The organism is Xanthomonas fragariae, assembly GCF_017603965.1.
Lineage (GTDB): Bacteria > Pseudomonadota > Gammaproteobacteria > Xanthomonadales > Xanthomonadaceae > Xanthomonas > Xanthomonas fragariae_A.
Genome location: NZ_CP071955.1, coordinates 1,128,664 through 1,146,994, shown reverse-complemented (window position 1 = coordinate 1,146,994; position 18,331 = coordinate 1,128,664). Strand labels below are relative to the sequence as shown.

Here is an 18,331-nt window from a genome sequence, read left to right as displayed (position 1 = left end):
GTGTCAAGCGTGAATGTGGATTTTGAACAGGCCGGCGAACTGAAGATCGGCCAGGTGGGCATCGCCAATCTGCGTGTGCGCACGCTGGACGTGCCGCGCCTGGTGCGCGAAATGCGCGAGCGCGTGACCCGCGCGCCGAAGTTGTTCGGACGTGCGGCGGTGATCCTGGACTTTGGCGGGCTGGTGCAAGTGCCGGACGTGGCCACGGCCAAGGCACTGCTGGATGGCCTGCGCGATGCCGGTCTGCTGCCGGTGGCACTGGCCTACGGCACCAGCGAGATCGATCTGCTGTCGCAGCAGCTCGGCCTGCCGTTGCTGGCCAAGTTCCGTGCGCAATACGAGCCGGTTGCAGTTAGCCCGCAGCCGCCCGCGCCTGCCGAACCTGCAGCGCCGGCCGCGCGGCCGGCACCTGGCCGCATGCAACGCAACGCGGTGCGCTCGGGCCAGCAGCTGTATGCGGAGAACTGCGACCTGACCGTACTTAGTACGGTAGGTGCCGGGGCGGAGGTCATCGCCGACGGCAGCATCCATATCTACGGTACTCTGCGCGGCCGCGCTTTGGCCGGCGCTCAGGGCAACTCTGACGCGCGCATCTTCTGCCGCGACTTCCACGCCGAACTGGTCGCCATCGCTGGCCACTACAAGGTGCTGGACGATGTTCCCATGGACCTGCGTGGCAAGGCCGTCCAGGTCTGGCTGGAGCAGGATCAGATCAAGATCGCTGCGCTGGACTGACGCAGCCCAACCACAGAAATATTTCGGAGAAATCCTTTGGCTGAAATCATCGTAGTCACCTCCGGCAAGGGCGGCGTCGGCAAGACCACCACCAGCGCTAGCCTGGCCTGCGGGCTGGCGCGGCGTGGCAAGAAGGTCGCCGTCATCGACTTCGACGTCGGTTTGCGCAACCTGGACCTGATCATGGGATGCGAGCGGCGCGTGGTGTACGACTTCGTCAATGTCGTGCATGGCGAAGCAACGCTCAAGCAGTCGCTGATCAAGGACAAGCGCTTCGACAATTTGTACGTGCTGGCTGCCTCGCAGACCCGCGACAAGGACGCGCTGACCCAGGACGGCGTGGAAAAGGTGCTCAAGGACCTGGCTGCCGACGGCTTCGAATACATCGTCTGCGATTCGCCGGCCGGCATCGAAAAGGGCGCGTTCCTGTCGATGTACTTCGCCGACCGCGCGGTGGTGGTGGTCAACCCGGAAGTGTCTTCGGTGCGCGACTCGGACCGCATCATCGGCCTGCTCGATTCCAAGACCCGCAAGGCCGAGGAAGGCAAGACGGTGCCCGCGTTCCTGCTACTGACCCGCTACAGCCCTGGCCGCGTGGAAGGCGGCGAAATGCTCAGCATTACCGACGTGGAAGAAGTGCTCGGCCTCAAAGCCATCGGTGTAATTCCCGAATCCGGCGACGTGCTCAATGCTTCCAACAAAGGCGAGCCGGTGATCCTGGATGCCGAGTCCCCAGCCGGCCAGGCTTACGACGACGCGGTCGCCCGCATTATGGGCGAAGAGCGCCCGATGCGATTCACATCCGTGGAGAAGAAAGGCTTCTTCAGCAAGCTGTTCGGAGGGTAAGCATGGGCCTGCTCGATTTTCTCAAGAGCAAGAAGAACACCGCCGAGACGGCCAAGAACCGCCTGCAGATCATCATTGCGCAGGAGCGCAACCACCGCGGTGGGCCGGATTACCTGCCGCTGCTGCAGCGCGAATTGCTGGAAGTGATCAAGAAGTACGTCAACATCGATGCAGATGCGGTGCGGGTTGATCTGGTCAAGGATGGCGAGCACGACGTGCTGGATATCTCGGTCGCCTTGCCCGAAGACGGCGACAAGTAAGAGCGGTCAGCAACACGACTGCGATCGCCGTCAGGCTGCTCGCTACGTGTTGTTAGCTACTCCAACTCATCTAGACGGCACTGTGTTCGCACGGTGCCGTTTTAACGTCTGACCCGACCGCGAGCCCTCCTGCGTGATCATCGATTCTTCTTCCGAATCCGCATCAAACTCCGCCACTGTGGTGTGCGTGGGTGATATCGGCCTGGACGCTCCCGCCGCCCTACTCGCCCACTATGGCCTGCACCTGCATCGCGTGGATGATGGCGCGCCGATTCCCGGCAGTTTCTGGGGCGAACCGGAAGCCGGCATCATCGGTTGCGATGTCTATGTGCGCGACGACACACCGGTGCATTCGATGCTGCACGAGGCCGGGCATTTGATTGTGTTGCCGGCAGACAAACGCGCCGCGGTGCATACCGACGCCACCGATTCGGTGGACGAAGAAGACGCCACCTGCTATCTGCAGATTCTGCTGGCCGAGGAATTGCCCGGCGTAGGCAGCGCACGTTTGATGGCCGACATGGACAGCTGGGGCTACACGTATCGATTAGGGTCCACGCGCGCCTGGTTCGAGCAGGATGCAGAAAACGCGCGCAGCTGGTTGAACGAGCGCGGGTTGATGCCGGGTTGATTCGCGCTGAGTGATGTAGAGACGCTGCAATCAGTGTTGTGGTGAGCCCCTAAGTGACGAAAAGACCGCAAGCGCTGACAATCGAACTGTCATACATGCGTGCATGCGTGCACTTTTCGATATCGGTCAGGAGCCATCGCCGCGTGATTGCGGGACTGCGCGTAACGCCCACAATAACGCCTCATCCCTGCACCTGCCCCGCCGCAGCAGCCATCGCGCCGGACAGATCCAGCGTCGCCACCGTGCCCTGCCCTGCGGTGGAATCCAGGCTCAGATGCCAGCCCAGGTGCTCGCATAAGCGCCCGATCAGTTCCAGGCCGATGCCGTCGCCTTGACGTGCATTGCCGCGTGCCAGGCGCGTGTAGATCGCGCTGATTTCCTCCGGCGCCATGCCGTGGCCAGGGTCGGCAATGCGCACCACGCCGGGTGCGCTGAGCGAGACGCGAATGATGCCGCGGTCGCTGTTCTCGATCGCATTGCGCAGCAGGTTGCCGATGGCGGTCTGCATGATCGCCACCGGTGCGGTCAGGCTGCATAGCGGCAGCGGATCCATGACCACCTGCAGATCTTTATCGGCACACAAATGCGCGTGGTCGGCAACGATGTCCGGCAGCAACTGATCCAGCCGCAGCGTATCGCTGCTGCGCACCAGCCGGCCGGGGTCCTTGGCGAGCACCAGCAACAAAGCGATCAGCTGCTCCACCGCAGCGCTGGTCTGCGCGATGCGTTCCAACTGGTGACGGACTGCGGGCGGTGTACCGGGTTGTTCCAGCGCCAATTCCACCGCATTGCCGATCACCGCGATCGGTGTGCGCAGTTCGTGGCTGGCGCTGTCGATGAAGGCGCGTTCACGTTCGACGAACTGGCTGTTGCGCTCGAGATAATCGTTGAGCGCGTCGGCAATCACGTATAGCTCGGCACTACCCTGCGGCCCCACCGCAATCTGCTGTGCAGGCTGCTCCGGGCGCAGCGCACCGATGTCGCGCGCCAGTTCGACCAACGGGCGCACCAGCTGCGCCATCGCGTAAGTGCCCATCGACAAGGTGATACCGATCAGCGCGATGCCGGCTACGAGCATCCAGCGGGTGAGGAATTTTTCGAGCGCTTCGAAATCGGTGATGTCCAGCACCAGCGCCAGGCGGCCGGCATGTGCGGTGTCACGCACCATCGCCACGCTCTGGCGACCGGCGATTTCCAGTTCGTCATGCAGGCCCGGATGCAGCGTACGTAGCACCGGCGGCACACCCGCACTGCCATCGACACGATACAGCCGCAAGGTGTCCGAATCCTGCCAGTGGTAATTCTGATTCTGCGCGCTGCGGTCTAAAATGCTGTCCAGCTCCGAGTTCAGGAGCGAACGCCAGACGCCGTGTTCGGCGCGTTCGTGCAGGTACTGCGCGGTGCCGAACACGGCCAGCGTCATCAATAGTGTGTAGCCGAACAACCACACCAGCACGCGCCGGCCCAACGGGCGCTGTTTAGCCATCGCTGCAGTCGCCTGTGACCTGTTCGCTCGCGACATCCAGCACTGCCAGCCGATAGCCGAGACGCGGCAAGGTGTGGATCAGCTTCTGGGCAAACGGGCCATCCACGCTGCGGCGCAATTCGTAGATATGCGAGCGCAGCATGTCGCCATCGGGCGGGTCGTCGCCCCATAGCGATTGCTCCAATCGTTGCCTTGTCACCGCCGCAGGACTGGCCCGCATCAGCACTTCCAGCAACTTGCGGCAGGCCGGATACAGATGCAGCACCTGGCCGGCGCGGGTTGCTTCCAACGTGGCCAGATCCAGACGCAGGTCGACAACCTGCAACAGCTTGCCGCGACGGCGGCCGTGCGCACGCGCCAGCAATGCCTCGATGCGGACCTCGAGCTCGGGCAGCGCGAACGGTTTGGTCAGGTAGTCGTCGGCGCCGGCGCGGAAGCCGGCGATCTTGTCGGGCAATGCGTCGCGCGCGGTAAGCATGATCACCGGCAATTCGCACTGGTGCTGCTCGCGCAGGCGGCGCAGCACTTCCGGGCCGTCCATACGCGGCATCGTCCAGTCCAGCACCAGCACGTCGTAGGGCTGGGTGGTGGCCAGATGCAGGCCGGTGATGCCGTCGGGCGCTGCGTCCAGGGTGTGCCCGCGCACTTCGAAGTAGTCGAACAGGTTGGCAACCATGTTGCGGTTGTCTTCGATGACCAGCAGCCGCATGCGCGGAGGTTCCAAGGCGGCCCGGCGGGGACGGTGTACGCATCCTAACCGAGCCTGGCCAAACGCGACTGTCATCATGACTGCGACAATTTTCCAACCTACTGGCCAGATAGTGTGCCGCCCCATTCAATCAGAGCGTGCGCGTGTCGCCTGCCATCTCTGCCTCCACGTCCCCGCCAGCGCGCGCTGCTTGCCGCGTTGCCAGCCTGCTTGCTGGCCTGGATCTGCGCCACCCCAATCCACCGGACGAGCCGCGTTTTGTACTGGCCGCGCGCGCCATGGTCCAGACCGGTCAGTGGTTGCTGCCGCACCGTGGCGCCGAGTTGTGTGCGGAAAAGCCAACGGTCTTTATGTGGTTGCAGGCAGCCACCGAGGCGTTTGTGCCGCACTGGAGCGTGACTTTTCTAATGACCCGCAGTTGCATGCCTATGCGCATGAGATTGTTGTTCCAGCAGACCGGCACGCGTTACGCACACCCATGGCATCACGTGAAGCCGTTCTGATACTACCTGCAGGTGATCGCCACGCTGTGGTTACCTGGCTGTCTGTTGTTGCCCTGGTTGCTGCCGGCGTGGTGGCGACGGCTGCGAGGTGGCGATCCGCACTATGTATTGCTGCTCGCCTGGAGCGTGCTGGTGCTGCTGTTTTTCAGCGCCAGCCCGAGCAAGCGCGAGGTCTACATCTTTCCGATACTGCCCGCTCTATGCATTGCGGCGGCACCGTTATTGGCCGGGTTACTGCGCTGTCGTGGCATCCGCGTACTGCTGACCGGTTATATACTGATGCTTGCGACTGTCGGCGTGGCGCTGGGCGGCGGCATCTGGCTGGATCTGCATTGGGCGGAAAACATCGCGTTGAAACGCGAAATGCACCTCGTCTCGATGCAGTCGGTTGGTCTGTGGTTGATCGGTTTAGGCGTGCGTAGCCTGGCGGCGGTTGCGTGGTCGCGTAGCAGGCGCGCCGGCACTGCATTGGTCGTGATGACCGCAGCGCTGTGGACGGCGTACGGCCTGGGGTTGATGCCGGCGCTGGATCCTTACAGCTCGTCTGCGCGCTTGATGCAACGCGTGGGGCAACGCATCGGCCCGGATGCCGAGCTGGGCATGCTGGCCTGGCGCGAACAAAACCTGCTGCAAGCCGATCGCCCGGCGACCGGCTTCGGCTTCACGGCAAGTTGGCAGGAGCGGTGGACCAAGGCCGGCCCATGGCTGGCGCAAGCGCCGGAAAAACGCTAGCTGTTCGTGCTCAAGCAGGCCGTACCGGCGTGCATCGATCCGGCGCAACGCATCGATATCGGCGAATCCAGCCCCAATCAATGGCAATTGCTGCCAGGAACCGCGTGGCATGCCGGTTGCGTGTCAAAGAGCTCGGCAACTGAACAGACAACTGTAGATTCGGACGCGGATTGACATAACTGGCATGGATTAACGTCTGGACAACTTCGATCCGACCACTTTCCGACATGCCGCTTTCGAAGATGCCGGACATTGACGACCGGCCCGATGCTTCGATGACTACGCTCCCTGTTTACGCGCCCGTATCGGCGCGCACTGCCGCTGATTCGCAAACACGTTTTTTATCCGGCATTTGTGGGTGCCGCTGGCATGGGTGTTGTTGGCCAGTGCGTTGCTGATGGGCGCCGGCGGGGACCAATGGATTGCCGATGCGCTGTATCGGCTGGAAGGCGGGCACTGGCTGCTCAAGGATCACTGGTTCACCAGCAGCGTGATTCATCGCGTGGGCAAATGGTTGAGCACGGCTGCAGGCGTCAGCGTGTTGGTGCTGACGGTCGTTGCATGGTGCAGGCCGCGTCTGCGCACATTGCGTTGGCCGCTGACGTGTCTGGCATCATCGATCGCATTGTCGACCTCGCTGGTCTCGCTGCTCAAGTCGTGGACTGCGATGGATTGCCCGTGGGATCTGAGTCGCTATGGCGGCACGCAAGCGATGATCGGGTTGTTTGAATCGCGCCACGGCATTACCGCGTCCGGTTGTTTTCCCGCAGGCCATGCAAGTGCCGGTTATGCGTGGGTGGCGCTGTATTTCTGTGCGCTGTCTCTTCGTCCTGCATGGCGCTTTCCAGGTTTGTTCGTAGGTCTGGTAGCAGGTCTCATTTTCGGTGTTGCGCAACAACTGCGCGGCGCGCATTTTCTATCGCACGACCTGTGGTCGTTGGCGGTGTGTTGGGTGAGCGCACTGGCACTGTATTGCGTGATGCTGGCACGGTCGGGTCGCGCACTTGGTTTGATGTTGCTATCGGGGGATGCAGCATGAGTACCTGGTTACCGCAATCGCGCGGGCTTGGCGGCCTGCGCGCGCCGACATGGAGTACCCGGCCGACAGTGTCGACCGAAGCGCTGGTGCTGCTGTCGAGCCTGTTTTTCGCACTGATGTGCAATCAGTTGTTCTGGCGCACGGCGATGGCCACGCACCCGGGCAGCCTCGGGTTTGCCATTTCGCTGATGGCGCTATTGGTCGCGGTGCACGCCTTACTGTTGGGCTTGCTGGTGTGGCGCTGGAACGCCAAGCCGCTGCTGACACTACTGCTGTTCACCACCGCACTGGCCGCGCACTACATGGACAGTTACAACGTCTATCTGGATGCGGACATGTTGCGCAACGTGCTGCATACCGACCACAAGGAATCGCGCGAGCTGCTGACACCCGCCTTGATCCTGCCGCTGGTGTGCTACTTCCTGATTCCCATGACGCTGCTGTGGCGCACGCGTTTGCGCGCGCGCAGCATCGGCAAGTCGCTGCTCGTCCGCGTTGGATTTTTGCTAGCGGTGGCGGTGGTGGGTGCAGCGGGCACGATGCTGTCGTTTCAGGATATTTCGGCATTGATGCGCAACCATCGCGAGGTGCGTTACCTGGCCACGCCAATCAATTACATAGTGGCACTGCGGCAGAATCTCACATCCGATTCGCCGATCAAGCACGCACCCAAGCAGCCGATCGAACACGATGCCATGGCCACACCGCGTGCGCCGGGAAGCCGCCCGCGCCTGTTGCTGGTGGTGCTGGGCGAAACCGCACGCGCGCAGAACTGGGGCCTCAACGGCTATGCACGCCAGACCACGCCGGAGTTGGCGCAGGCGGGTGTGATCAATTTCCCGGACATGCATTCGTGCGGCACCAGTACCGAAGTCTCGGTGCCGTGCATGTTCTCCCCGTATGGCCGGCGCGATTACAACGAAGAGATGATCGGCCGCCATCAATCGCTGCTGCATGTGCTCGAACACGCGGGCATTTCCACGCTGTGGCGCGACAACCAATCCGGTTGCAAGGGCGTGTGCGATGGCTTGGACATCCAGAACCTGGACGATGCCAACACGCCCGACCTGTGCGCCGATGGCCGCTGCATTGACGACATCCTGCTCAGCGATCTGGCCACAAACGTACGTGTCAAACCCGGCGATCGCGTCGTGGTACTGCACCAGTTGGGCAGCCATGGACCGAGTTACTTCGAACGCTATCCGGCGCATTTCGAACGCTTCAAACCCGTATGCAAGACCGCCGACCTGGGCAGCTGCAGTCGTCAGGGCATCGTCAACGCCTACGACAACTCGATCACCTATACCGATCATTTTCTCAACCAGGCCATTCACATGCTACGCGGGTTGCAGGACTACGACACGGCGATGATCTATGTCTCCGATCACGGCGAATCGCTTGGCGAAAAGGGCCTGTATCTGCATGGCATTCCATACGCAATCGCGCCCAAAGAGCAGACCCACGTGCCGATGGTGATGTGGTTCTCTCCAGAGTTCGCGCGCGATCGCGGTCTGGACCTAGCCTGCCTGCGCCATCGTGCCGGTCAATACACCGATCACGATGCGTTGTTCCCGTCGGTGCTGGGACTGATGCAGGTCAAGAGCAGCGTCTACGCACCTGAGCGCGATCTGTTTGCGCAGTGCGCAGGCCGCGCACTGCACTGATCGGCCACGCGTGGAATGACTGTCGCCGCGTCGCGCATGTGCGGCGCCACTTGCCCTGAAACACGGCGCGCTCTAGCCTTCGCCGGACGTCACCGCAAGGACCAACCGTGAATCCTCGTTCGCTGTTGCTGACATTTGCCGCGATTGCCGGCACCGTGTCGTTATCGGCCTGCCGTCCGAATGCGGCACCGCCGGCCAAACCGGTCGCGACCAAGCCCGCGCCTGATGAAAGCGCCGACCAGTTCGTGGCGCGCATCAGTGCCGAGTACAAGGCGGCGTATCCCGAACTCACCGCTGCGCAATGGCTGTCGTCGACCTACATCAACGGCGACTCGCAATTGCTGGTGGCCAAGGCCAACGAGCGCTCGCTGGCCCAGTTGGATCGCTGGATCGAACAATCCAAGCAATACGCAGGCACCCCAATGTCGGCCGACAGCGTGCGTGCGCTGCAATTGCTGAAATTGATGAGCGCCCTGCCCGCACCGCGCGACCCGGCCAAGCTGGCCGAGCTGACCCGGATCGCGGCCAAGATGGAAGGCGATTACAGCGCAGGGAGTTATTGCGTGGGCGATGGCGAGCAGCGTCGCTGCCGCCAGCTCGGCGAGTTGGAACAGGTATTGGCAAACAGCCGCGATTACAACGAACAACTCGACGCCTGGCAGGGCTGGCATGGCACCGCGCAGCCGATGCGCAAGGACTATCAGCGGTTTGTCGAGCTCGCCAACGAGGGCGCGCGCGGCTTGGGGTTTGCCGATGTCGGTGTACTGTGGCGCAGCGGTTACGACATGCCACCAGCGCAACTGGCCAGCGAAACCGACCGTCTGTGGGAACAGGTCAAACCGCTATACGCACAGCTGCAGTGCTACGCGCGCGGCAAGCTCGCGACGCAGTACAGCAAGGACAAGGGTGAAGTCGCAGGCGGCATGCTGCCAGCGCATCTGATGGGCAACATGTGGCAGCAGGACTGGAGCAATCTGTGGGATCTGCTGCAGCCGTATCCTGGTGCTGGCGATCTGGACATCACCTCGGCGCTGGAAAAGCAGTACCAGGGCAATCTCACTGCAGTGCTGGCGCGCAACGTTGCCAATAACCGCAGCGGCAGCGATATTGGTGCCGCTGCACGCTTCAATGCCGAGCGCGAGGCACAGCTGCGCACTGCCAAACAGATGACCGAGCGCGCGCAGGACTTCTACACCTCACTCGGCATGCCCACGCTTCCCGATACCTATTGGCAACGCTCGCAGTTCATCAAACCGCTGGATCGCGATGTGGTCTGCCATGCCAGCGCGTGGGATATGAACATGGGAGGGGCACCGAATCAGAACATCGGTGCGGATGTGCGCACCAAAATGTGCATCAAGCCGACCGAAGCAGACTTCACCACCATCTATCACGAGCTTGGCCACATCTATTACGACCTGGCCTATAACCCACTGCCGCCACTATTCCAGAACGGCGCCAACGATGGCTTCCACGAAGCGATCGGCGACACCATCGTGTTGGCGCTGACGCCCAAATATCTGCAGTCGATCGGCATGGTAGGCGAACAGCAGGCCGGTCGCGAAGCATTGATCAATTCGCAGATGCGCATGGCCTTGAGCAAGATCGCGTTCCTGCCGTTCGGGCTGATGATCGACCGATGGCGCTGGGGCGTTTTCGACGGCTCGATCACCCCTGAGCATTACAACCAGGCCTGGTGGGAACTGAAAGCCAAGTACCAGGGCGTAGCACCGGTCAGCGTGCGCGGCGAAGCGTTCTTCGATGCCGGCGCCAAATACCACGTGCCCGGCAACACGCCGTACACGCGCTATTTTCTCGCGCATATCATGCAATTCCAGTTCTACAAGGGGCTGTGCCAAGCCGCTGGCCATCAAGGCCCGCTGTACGCGTGCAGCTTCTATGGCAACAAGGACGCCGGACAAAAGTTCTGGTCGATGCTGCAGCGTGGCGCAAGCCAACCGTGGCAAACCACGCTGAAGGAACTCACCGGCAACGACCGCCTGGATGCCGGCCCGATGCTGGAGTATTTCGCACCGATGAATGAGTGGTTGAAGCAGCAGAATCAGGGGCAGTTGTGTGGGTGGCAGGCGACTGCAACTTCCCCACCAACCCAACCGGCGGCAACGCCATCAGTTGAGCAGCCCCAACACCTCCGGCACTCAGGCGCTGATACGCTACGCAGGCGCCAGCTCAATTGAGCTTGGCACCGCCCTGCAAGCGTTCGCTGAGCTTGGTCTTGAACTGCTCGAATTCCATGCCATCGGCCTGCGCCTCGGCATGCGCAGCGTCCTTGAGCGCATCCGAATAGGTCAGCCGCACCGGCGTGCCCTGGCGTTCGTGCAATTCGGCGGCGCGCATGATCAAGGCCAGCACCTGCGCGGCGCTGGTGCTTTCGCCGGCGATGCGGCCGTCCATGCCCAGCACCCATTCGCCATCACGGCGGACGATGCCGGCCAGCAGAGTGCGTTGCTGGTCGCGTAGTTCGGCATGCGGCTCGATCGGCGAGTCGGCGGTGACCTGAGCGGCGGCCCGGTTGCGCTCGCGCTCGGCGGCGCGCTTGCGGGCGTCGCGGCGCAGCTTGGAATCGATGGACATGCAGGCTCCTGTGAGGTCAAAGATGGTCGGCCGGCTCCAGAGGCAATGGCTACTTGGCCTGGCGGCGCCGCAAACGGCGGCCGCTGCGGTGCTCCCAGCGCCAGAATAGCCAGCCCAGCAAGAAAAAACCGGTCATACCGAGCGCCAGATGGTGCGGAGGTTCACTCAGCAACGGCGACAGCACCCCGGCCACCACAGTATTGTTCATCAACTGGGTGAAGGCCTGCAGCGAAGACGCCAGGCCGCGCTGTTGCAGGTACATATGCAGCACCGCAAGCGCCAGGATCGGGAAGATCAGGGCCATGCCCACGCCGGCCAGGAAAATCGGCAGCACCGCCCACGGCAGGGCGATCTGCGCCACCGACAGGGTGTAGCCCACCGAGCCGGCGATGAACAGCGCCAGCCCACCCAGCATCACCCGTCTGCGCCCCCATGCATCGGACAGCGGCACGTGCACCAGGTGCGTCGGGCGTGCCGACAGGGCCATTGCAGACGCGCCGGGCGGCGCGCACGCACGCTATAATCAGCCCGCAACACGGTGGGAGAAGCGGCACTGCCGCTGCCGAAGGCGCAACAGCCCGTAATCGCTCAGGCCCGATACCATCCGCAGTACAACTCTGGAGAGACCGGCCGATGCCGGCGCCGAAGGGGCACGGAACGCAGGCAGGCCAAGCGCCATGCCGCGTTTTTAAACTCTCAGGCAAAAGGACAGAGGGGCACGAGGAAGACCGTCGCTGCGGCAGGTCGTGATGCGCTATGCGCGTCAGGCCGGTCGCGGTGCTTGTCGACCATTCGTACGCCCACTGCCCCGGATGCCCGCCATGTCCCAGACTTCGTCTTCCCTGCGCGACCTCGAACACCACAACGCGTTCGTCGAACGCCATATCGGCCCAAACGACGCGGAAATCGCGCAGATGCTGAGCGTGGTCGGCCACGCCTCATTGGATGCGCTGACCGAAGCCATCGTGCCCGGCAACATCAAGTCGCCGGGTGCGCTGGCGTTGCCCGACGCGATCACCGAAGAAGCGGCGCTGGCCAAGATTGGCGCCATCGCCAGCAAGAACCAGGTGCAGCGGACGTTTATCGGCCAGGGCTATTACGGCACCCATACGCCGCAGGTGATCCTGCGCAACATTCTGGAAAACCCGGCCTGGTACACCGCCTACACGCCATACCAGGCAGAGATTTCGCAGGGCCGCATGGAAGCGCTGATCAACTTCCAGACCTTGTGCGCCGACCTGACCAGCATGCAGATCGCCAACGCCTCGTTGCTGGACGAAGCCACCGCCGCGGCCGAAGCGATGACGCTGGCCAAACGTTCGGCCAGGTCGAAGTCCGAGACGTTCTTCGTGCACGACGCGGTGCATCCGCAGACGCTGGACCTGCTGCGCACCCGCAGCGAGCCGCTGGGCATCGTGCTGCGCGTGGGCACACCGGAAGAAGCGTTGCAGGCTGAGTGCTTTGGCGTGCTGCTGCAGTATCCCGATAGCTTCGGACACATCGGCGACCACGCCGCATTGGCCGATGCGGTGCATGCGCAAGGCGGCCTGGTCGCGGTGGCCACCGATCTGCTCGCACTGACCCTGATCGCTGCACCTGGAGAATGGGGCGCGGATATCGTGGTCGGCAATGCGCAGCGCTTTGGCGTGCCGTTCGGTTTCGGCGGTCCGCATGCGGCCTTCATGGCCTGCCGCGATGCCTACAAGCGCTCGATGCCGGGCCGTCTGATCGGCGTGTCGATCGATGCCGCCGGCAATCCGGCCTATCGCCTCACCTTGCAAACGCGCGAACAACATATCCGCCGCGAAAAGGCGACGTCCAACATCTGTACAGCGCAGGTGCTGCTGGCGGTAATGGCCTCTATGTATGCGGTCTACCACGGCCCCGACGGCCTGACCCGCATCGCGCGGCGCACGCATCGTCTGGCCGCGATTTTGGCCGCAGCACTGCGTCATGTCGGCGTCAACGTTGGCGAGCATTTCTTCGACACGCTGCATGTCAAGGCGATCGATGCCGAGGCGATTCACGCCAAGGCGCGTGCCGCCGGCATCAACCTGCGTGCGATCGACAACGAAGCGGTCGGCATCAGCCTGGATGAAACCACCACCCGCGCCGATGTGGTTGCGCTGGCTGCATTGTTCGGCGCGCAGCTGGACGATGCACAAGCAGGTGCGAGTGTCGCGGGAGGCAGGATGCCTGGAGTGAACATCGATGCGCTCGACGCCACCACCACCGATGCCTTACCGCAAGGTCTGCTGCGCACCAGCGCGTTCCTGACGCACCCGGTGTTCAACACCCACCACAGCGAGCACGAACTGCTGCGCTATATGCGCTCGCTGGCCGACAAGGATCTGGCGATGGATCGCACCATGATCCCGCTCGGCAGCTGCACCATGAAGCTCAATGCCACCGCCGAAATGATCCCGGTCACCTGGCCCGAGTTCGGCGCAATCCATCCGCTGGCACCGGCCGAACAGTCGGCCGGCTACGCGCAGTTGATCGGCGAACTGGAAGCAATGCTGGTCGAGTGCACCGGCTACGACGCGGTGAGCCTGCAACCCAATTCCGGCGCGCAGGGCGAATACGCCGGCTTGCTGGCGATTCGCGCCTATCACCGCTCGCGGGGCCAAGCGCGCCGCGATATCTGCCTGATTCCCGAATCCGCGCACGGCACCAACCCGGCCTCCGCGCAGATGTGCGGCATGACCGTGGTGGTCACCAAGTGCGATGCCAACGGCAACGTCGATGTCGAAGACATTCGCGCCAAGGCAGAAAAATATTCCGAGCGTCTGGCTGCGCTGATGATCACCTATCCGTCCACGCACGGCGTATTCGAAGAAGACGTGGTGGCGATCTGCGAAGCCGTGCATGCGCATGGCGGCCAGGTCTACACCGACGGCGCCAATATGAACGCACTTGTCGGCGTGGCCAAGCCCGGCAAGTGGGGCTCGGACGTGTCGCATCTCAATCTGCACAAGACCTTCTGCATTCCGCATGGCGGCGGTGGCCCAGGAGTGGGGCCATGTGCGGTGAAGTCGCATCTGGCACCTTATCTTCCTCGTGCCGGCATCCATGCCGGCGAACGTCAAGATGCCGCCATCCATGGCGACGGATTCAACTCCGAAAGCGGAATTGGAGGCTCATTGCGCACCGGCGGCATGGTCAGCGCAGCAAGCTATGGTTCGGCCTCGATCCTGCCGATCAGCTGGATGTATGTGACCATGATGGGCAACGCCGGGCTGCGCAAGGCGACCCAGGTGGCGCTGCTCAACGCCAATTACATCGCCAAGCGCCTGGCACCGCATTACAAGATCCTTTACACCGGTCGTAATGGTTTGGTGGCGCACGAGTGCATCCTCGATATCCGCCCGCTGGAAAAGACCAGCGGCATCGGCGCAGAAGATATCGCCAAGCGTCTGATCGACTTCGGCTTCCACGCGCCGACGTTGAGCTTCCCGGTGGCCGGCACGCTGATGGTCGAGCCGACCGAAAGCGAATCGCAGCACGAACTGGACCGCTTCATCGACGCGATGATCCAGATCCGCGAAGAAATCCACGCGATCGAAGACGGCCGCCTGGACCGCCAAGACAATCCGCTCAAGCACGCACCGCACACCGCAACGCAAGTGTCGGCCAACCAATGGCCCCACGCCTACCCGCGCGAACTGGCTGCCTTCCCGCTGCTCAGCCTCAAGCAGCACAAGTACTGGCCGCCGGTGGCACGCGTGGACAACGTCTACGGCGACAAGAACGTGATGTGCACCTGTATCCCGGTCGATGCGTATAAGGACGATGTAGAGGCGTAAGCGCCACCGCCACGTGGGCAGGATCGGCGCAACGCCCGACGTCGTGCAGCGTCATCGCTGTGCGTTGTGGGATGCCCACGCCCACGCTGTGTCAACGTCCGCACATCTATCGGCGCATTAGGAGTGGCCAACACACGCTATTGAGCTGTAACACAACTTAATAGTCGAGCTCGTTGCGCTTCAAGCAGCGGTGTATTGCCACATCGCGTGACAGAGGCAATAAGCAAGTGCGATGGATCGCAAACTTCTACATGCATATGAATATTCGTTCGCATGCAGACACATGCAATTAACAGCGCCACTCCCAGGCTTTGCGGATCAGCCAGCATCTCAAGCCCGCAAGGTGGAGTTCCATGCCCAAGTCCCCCAGCAAACCCGCGCAACTGTCTGCCATCGCCGCGGCAAGCGCCACCCCCGATGTGTTGCGCGGTAGCGGCGATGAGTTGCACCAAAAGGCAGGCGGAACGGATCGGCAACTGACCACCAACCAAGGCATTCCGGTTGGCGACAACCAGAACTCGCTACGCGCCACGCCGCGTGGCCCGACGTTGCTGGAAGACTTCATACTGCGCGAGAAGATCACCCACTTCGATCACGAACGTATCCCCGAGCGCATCGTACATGCGCGCGGCAGTGCAGCGCACGGCTACTTCGAACTGACAAAATCGTTGAGCAAGTACACCACCGCCAAGATCTTTACCGAGGTCGGCGAAAAAACCCCGCTATTTACTCGCTTCTCCACTGTCGCAGGCGGTGCCGGCTCGGTAGATACGCCGCGCGATGTGCGCGGATTCGCGGTGAAGTTCTATACCAAGGAAGGCAATTGGGATCTGGTAGGCAACAACATCCCGGTGTTCTTCATCCAGGATGCGATCAAGTTTCCCGACCTCATTCATGCGGTGAAGATGGAGCCGGACCGCGGCTTTCCGCAAGCGGCCAGCGCACACGACACGTTCTGGGATTTCATTTCGCTGACGCCCGAGTCGATGCATATGGTGATGTGGGCGATGAGCGATCGCACCATCCCGCGCTCGCTGCGCATGATCGAAGGCTTCGGCGTCCACAGCTTCCGTTTCCTCAACGAGAACGGCGAGAGCACCTTCGTCAAATTTCATTGGCGCCCCAGGCTCGGCTTGCAGTCCACCATCTGGGACGAAGCAGTGAAGATTGCCGGTGCCGATCAGGACTTTCATCGCCGCGATCTATTCGAAGCGATCCAGAGCGGCAACTTCCCCGAATGGGAGCTCGGCGTGCAGTTGTTTACCGAAGCGCAGGCCGACGCATTCCCATTCGACCATCTGGATTCGACCAAGGTCATTCCCGAAGAACTGATACCGCTGCAGATCGTCGGCCACATGGTACTGGACCGCTGGCCGGATAATTTCTTCGCAGAAACCGAACAGGTCGCCTACTGCGCAGCCAACATCGTGCCCGGCATCGACTTCAGCAACGATCCGCTGCTGCAGGGCCGCCTGTTCTCGTATCTGGATACGCAGCTGAGCCGTCTGGGTGGGCCGAATTTCCATCAGATTCCGATCAATGCACCCAAGTGTCCGTTCGCCAACAATCAGCGCGACGGTCATATGCAGATGGGTGTGCCCAAGGGCCGTGTCGCTTACGAACCTAGCTCGCTACAAGCCGATACGCCGCATGAGGCGCTGCGTGGATTCCGCAGCCACGCAGCGCCGGCCGAAGACGGCGCAAAAGGCCGCGTGCGCACGGAAAGCTTTGCCGATCACTACAGCCAGGCACGGCTCTTCTACTGCAGCCAGACCGCACCGGAACAGGCGCACATCGCATCGGCGCTGGTGTTCGAATTGTCGAAGGTAGAAACCGCACACGTGCGCGAGGCCATCGTCGGCCACCTGCGTCATATCGACCCGGCACTGGCACAGCGCGTGGCCCATGGCATGGGCATGACCAACTTGCCGCCGGCACCACCGACAGCAGTGGCGCCCACCGACATGCCGTTGTCGCCAGCCTTGCAGCTGATCGGCAAGATGAAAGACACACTGCAGGGACGCACGGTCGGCATTCTGATTCACGATGGCTCCGATGCAGCTGCGATCAAGGCGATTCGCAAAGCGGCAGAAGCTGAGGGCGCTACCGTCAAAATCGTCGCGCCCAAGCTCGGTGGTGCCAAGCTCAGCGACTGCAAACAGCTGGCAGCCGATGGTCAGTTGGCAGGCACACCATCGGTACTCTTCGATGCAGTGGCGGTACTACTGTCCTCGGAAGCGGCGAGGTTGCTGACGCGCGAATCGGCTGCACTGGATTTCGTCAGTCACGCCTGGGCGCATCTGAAGGCGATCGCCTTCGACGATGGCGCGCAGCTGCTGCTGAACGCCGGTAACGTCGGTAAGGACGCCGGCGTGATCGCGGCAGCCGATACCAAGGCGTTTATCGCCGCGGCCAAAACCCGCCAGTGGGCGCGCGAGCCGAAAGTGCGCATGCTGGCGTAACCGCATCAGCGCAACCGAGAGCTGCCTTGTGCGCGAGCGACCGACGCAGGGTATGCTTCTACGGGCAGCTGTACCGTATTGACCAACATGCGGTACTCACGCGGCGTCATCCCCGCCGCAGCCTTGAACTGCCGCGTAAACGCGCTTTGATCGCTGAAACCGCAGGCATGCCCAATTTCGGTCACGCTCTTGCTTCCGTGCAATAGCTGCATCGCCATCTGCAGACGCAGCTTGGCTAGCACTTGTTGCGGAGTGAGCTGGAACACTTTGCGAAACGAGCGCTGCAGCTTGGACATCGAAAAACCGGTGATCTCCACCAGCGCTTGCATACGCACGTTCTGCACGTAGTTGGCGTTGAGGTAGGCCAGCGCAAGCCGCAGTTTTTCGTACTGCGATTCGTGCCCGTCCTGCGGCCCCAGATCGCGCGAAATGCCGATGATGCCCTGCACCTTGCCATCCATCAGCAGCGGTCGTTTGCAGGTAAGACACCAGCCCGGTTCGCGGTTGGCGAACAGGTGCAGCTCAAGCACGTTGTCGATGAGTGCGCCAGCCAGCACCTGCTCATCCTGATTGGCGTAGTTGGCGCCCAAGCCGCTCGGATACACTTCGGCCACGCGTTTGCCGATCAGTTCCTTGCGCGACTTCAGCCCCAGGCGTCGCAGCATGGTCTGGTTGACGTGGGTGTAGCGGCCCTCGCGATCCTTGACGAAGAACAATACGTCCGGCACGGCATCGAACAACGCTTCCAGATCGGCAGGATCGATGCTCTTCATGCGGAAGGATTCATGCAGGGCAATGGACTCGGGATCGGGAAAGGCGCAGCCAGGCACTGCGCGCGCTATCGACACAGCACCACGAACGTA

The 18,331-nt window shown here is 62.3% G+C and carries 13 protein-coding genes, 2 pseudogenes and 1 riboswitch; of the genes and pseudogenes, 10 read left to right on the top strand and 5 right to left on the bottom strand.

The window, feature by feature from the left end; genetic code table 11:
- From minC to J5I97_RS05250, 4 genes are all read left to right on the top strand, one after another.
- Positions 1–735, top strand: a complete 735-nt coding sequence (gene minC / locus J5I97_RS05265) for a septum site-determining protein MinC (RefSeq protein ID WP_208589760.1) — start codon at positions 1–3, stop codon at positions 733–735.
- A 36-nt stretch (positions 736–771) separates the two neighbouring features.
- Entirely contained in the window at positions 772–1,581 is an 810-nt protein-coding gene (gene minD / locus J5I97_RS05260) for a septum site-determining protein MinD (protein ID WP_046964730.1), read from the top strand.
- A gap of 2 nt (positions 1,582–1,583) precedes the next feature.
- Positions 1,584–1,841, top strand: coding sequence for a cell division topological specificity factor MinE (gene minE, locus J5I97_RS05255; RefSeq protein WP_005994583.1), 258 nt, complete (start codon positions 1,584–1,586; stop codon positions 1,839–1,841).
- A 133-nt stretch (positions 1,842–1,974) separates the two neighbouring features.
- Complete coding sequence (locus J5I97_RS05250; protein ID WP_208589759.1) at positions 1,975–2,472, top strand: hypothetical protein; 498 nt, start codon at positions 1,975–1,977, stop codon at positions 2,470–2,472.
- A gap of 181 nt (positions 2,473–2,653) precedes the next feature.
- On the opposite strand, the gene J5I97_RS05245 is transcribed toward J5I97_RS05250, so the two are convergent.
- Together J5I97_RS05245 and J5I97_RS05240 are read right to left on the bottom strand one after the other, a co-directional pair.
- Complete coding sequence (locus J5I97_RS05245; protein ID WP_208589757.1) at positions 2,654–3,958, bottom strand: sensor histidine kinase; 1,305 nt, start codon at positions 3,956–3,958, stop codon at positions 2,654–2,656.
- A complete protein-coding gene (locus tag J5I97_RS05240) occupies positions 3,951–4,667 on the bottom strand; it encodes a response regulator transcription factor (protein ID WP_208589750.1) in 717 nt (238 codons plus the stop codon). Before J5I97_RS05240 ends, J5I97_RS05245 begins: the two co-directional genes overlap by 8 nt.
- Positions 4,668–4,804: 137 nt before the next feature.
- Here J5I97_RS05240 and J5I97_RS05235 point away from each other — a divergent pair.
- From J5I97_RS05235 to J5I97_RS05220, 4 genes and pseudogenes are all read left to right on the top strand, one after another.
- Positions 4,805–6,076 (top strand): annotated as a pseudogene (locus tag J5I97_RS05235) (ArnT family glycosyltransferase).
- 101 nt (positions 6,077–6,177) lie between these two features.
- A pseudogene (locus J5I97_RS05230) lies at positions 6,178–6,941 on the top strand (phosphatase PAP2 family protein).
- Complete coding sequence (locus J5I97_RS05225) at positions 6,938–8,605, top strand: phosphoethanolamine transferase (protein WP_208589744.1); 1,668 nt, start codon at positions 6,938–6,940, stop codon at positions 8,603–8,605. Before J5I97_RS05230 ends, J5I97_RS05225 begins: the two are co-directional and overlap by 4 nt.
- 107 nt (positions 8,606–8,712) lie before the next feature.
- Positions 8,713–10,803: a M2 family metallopeptidase gene (locus J5I97_RS05220; RefSeq protein WP_208589742.1), complete on the top strand. Its 2,091-nt coding sequence runs from the start codon at positions 8,713–8,715 to the stop codon at positions 10,801–10,803.
- On the opposite strand, the gene J5I97_RS05215 is transcribed toward J5I97_RS05220, so the two are convergent.
- The gene (locus tag J5I97_RS05215) at positions 10,796–11,200 is read right to left on the bottom strand and encodes a hypothetical protein (protein ID WP_208589740.1); all 405 of its coding nucleotides are present in this window, start codon (positions 11,198–11,200) and stop codon (positions 10,796–10,798) included. The genes J5I97_RS05220 and J5I97_RS05215 overlap by 8 nt on opposite strands.
- Positions 11,201–11,249: 49 nt before the next feature.
- Positions 11,250–11,687 carry an MFS transporter gene (locus J5I97_RS05210; RefSeq protein WP_371885860.1) on the bottom strand — a complete coding sequence of 146 codons (438 nt, stop codon included), beginning with the start codon at positions 11,685–11,687 and terminating at the stop codon, positions 11,250–11,252.
- Positions 11,688–11,807: 120 nt separating this feature from the next.
- A riboswitch (glycine riboswitch) is annotated at positions 11,808–11,922 on the top strand.
- Between the two features lie 99 nt (positions 11,923–12,021).
- Here J5I97_RS05210 and gcvP point away from each other — a divergent pair.
- On the top strand, positions 12,022–15,006 hold the full coding sequence (gcvP, locus tag J5I97_RS05205; RefSeq protein WP_208589738.1) for an aminomethyl-transferring glycine dehydrogenase: 2,985 nt from the start codon (positions 12,022–12,024) through the stop codon (positions 15,004–15,006).
- Positions 15,007–15,359: 353 nt separating this feature from the next.
- Positions 15,360–17,468, top strand: a complete 2,109-nt coding sequence (locus J5I97_RS05200) for a catalase (RefSeq protein WP_208589730.1) — start codon at positions 15,360–15,362, stop codon at positions 17,466–17,468.
- A 5-nt stretch (positions 17,469–17,473) separates the two neighbouring features.
- Here the strand turns inward: J5I97_RS05200 and J5I97_RS05195 are convergent, their stop codons facing one another.
- Complete coding sequence (locus J5I97_RS05195) at positions 17,474–18,241, bottom strand: AraC family transcriptional regulator (protein ID WP_208589728.1); 768 nt, start codon at positions 18,239–18,241, stop codon at positions 17,474–17,476.
- Positions 18,242–18,331 lie beyond the last annotated feature (90 nt).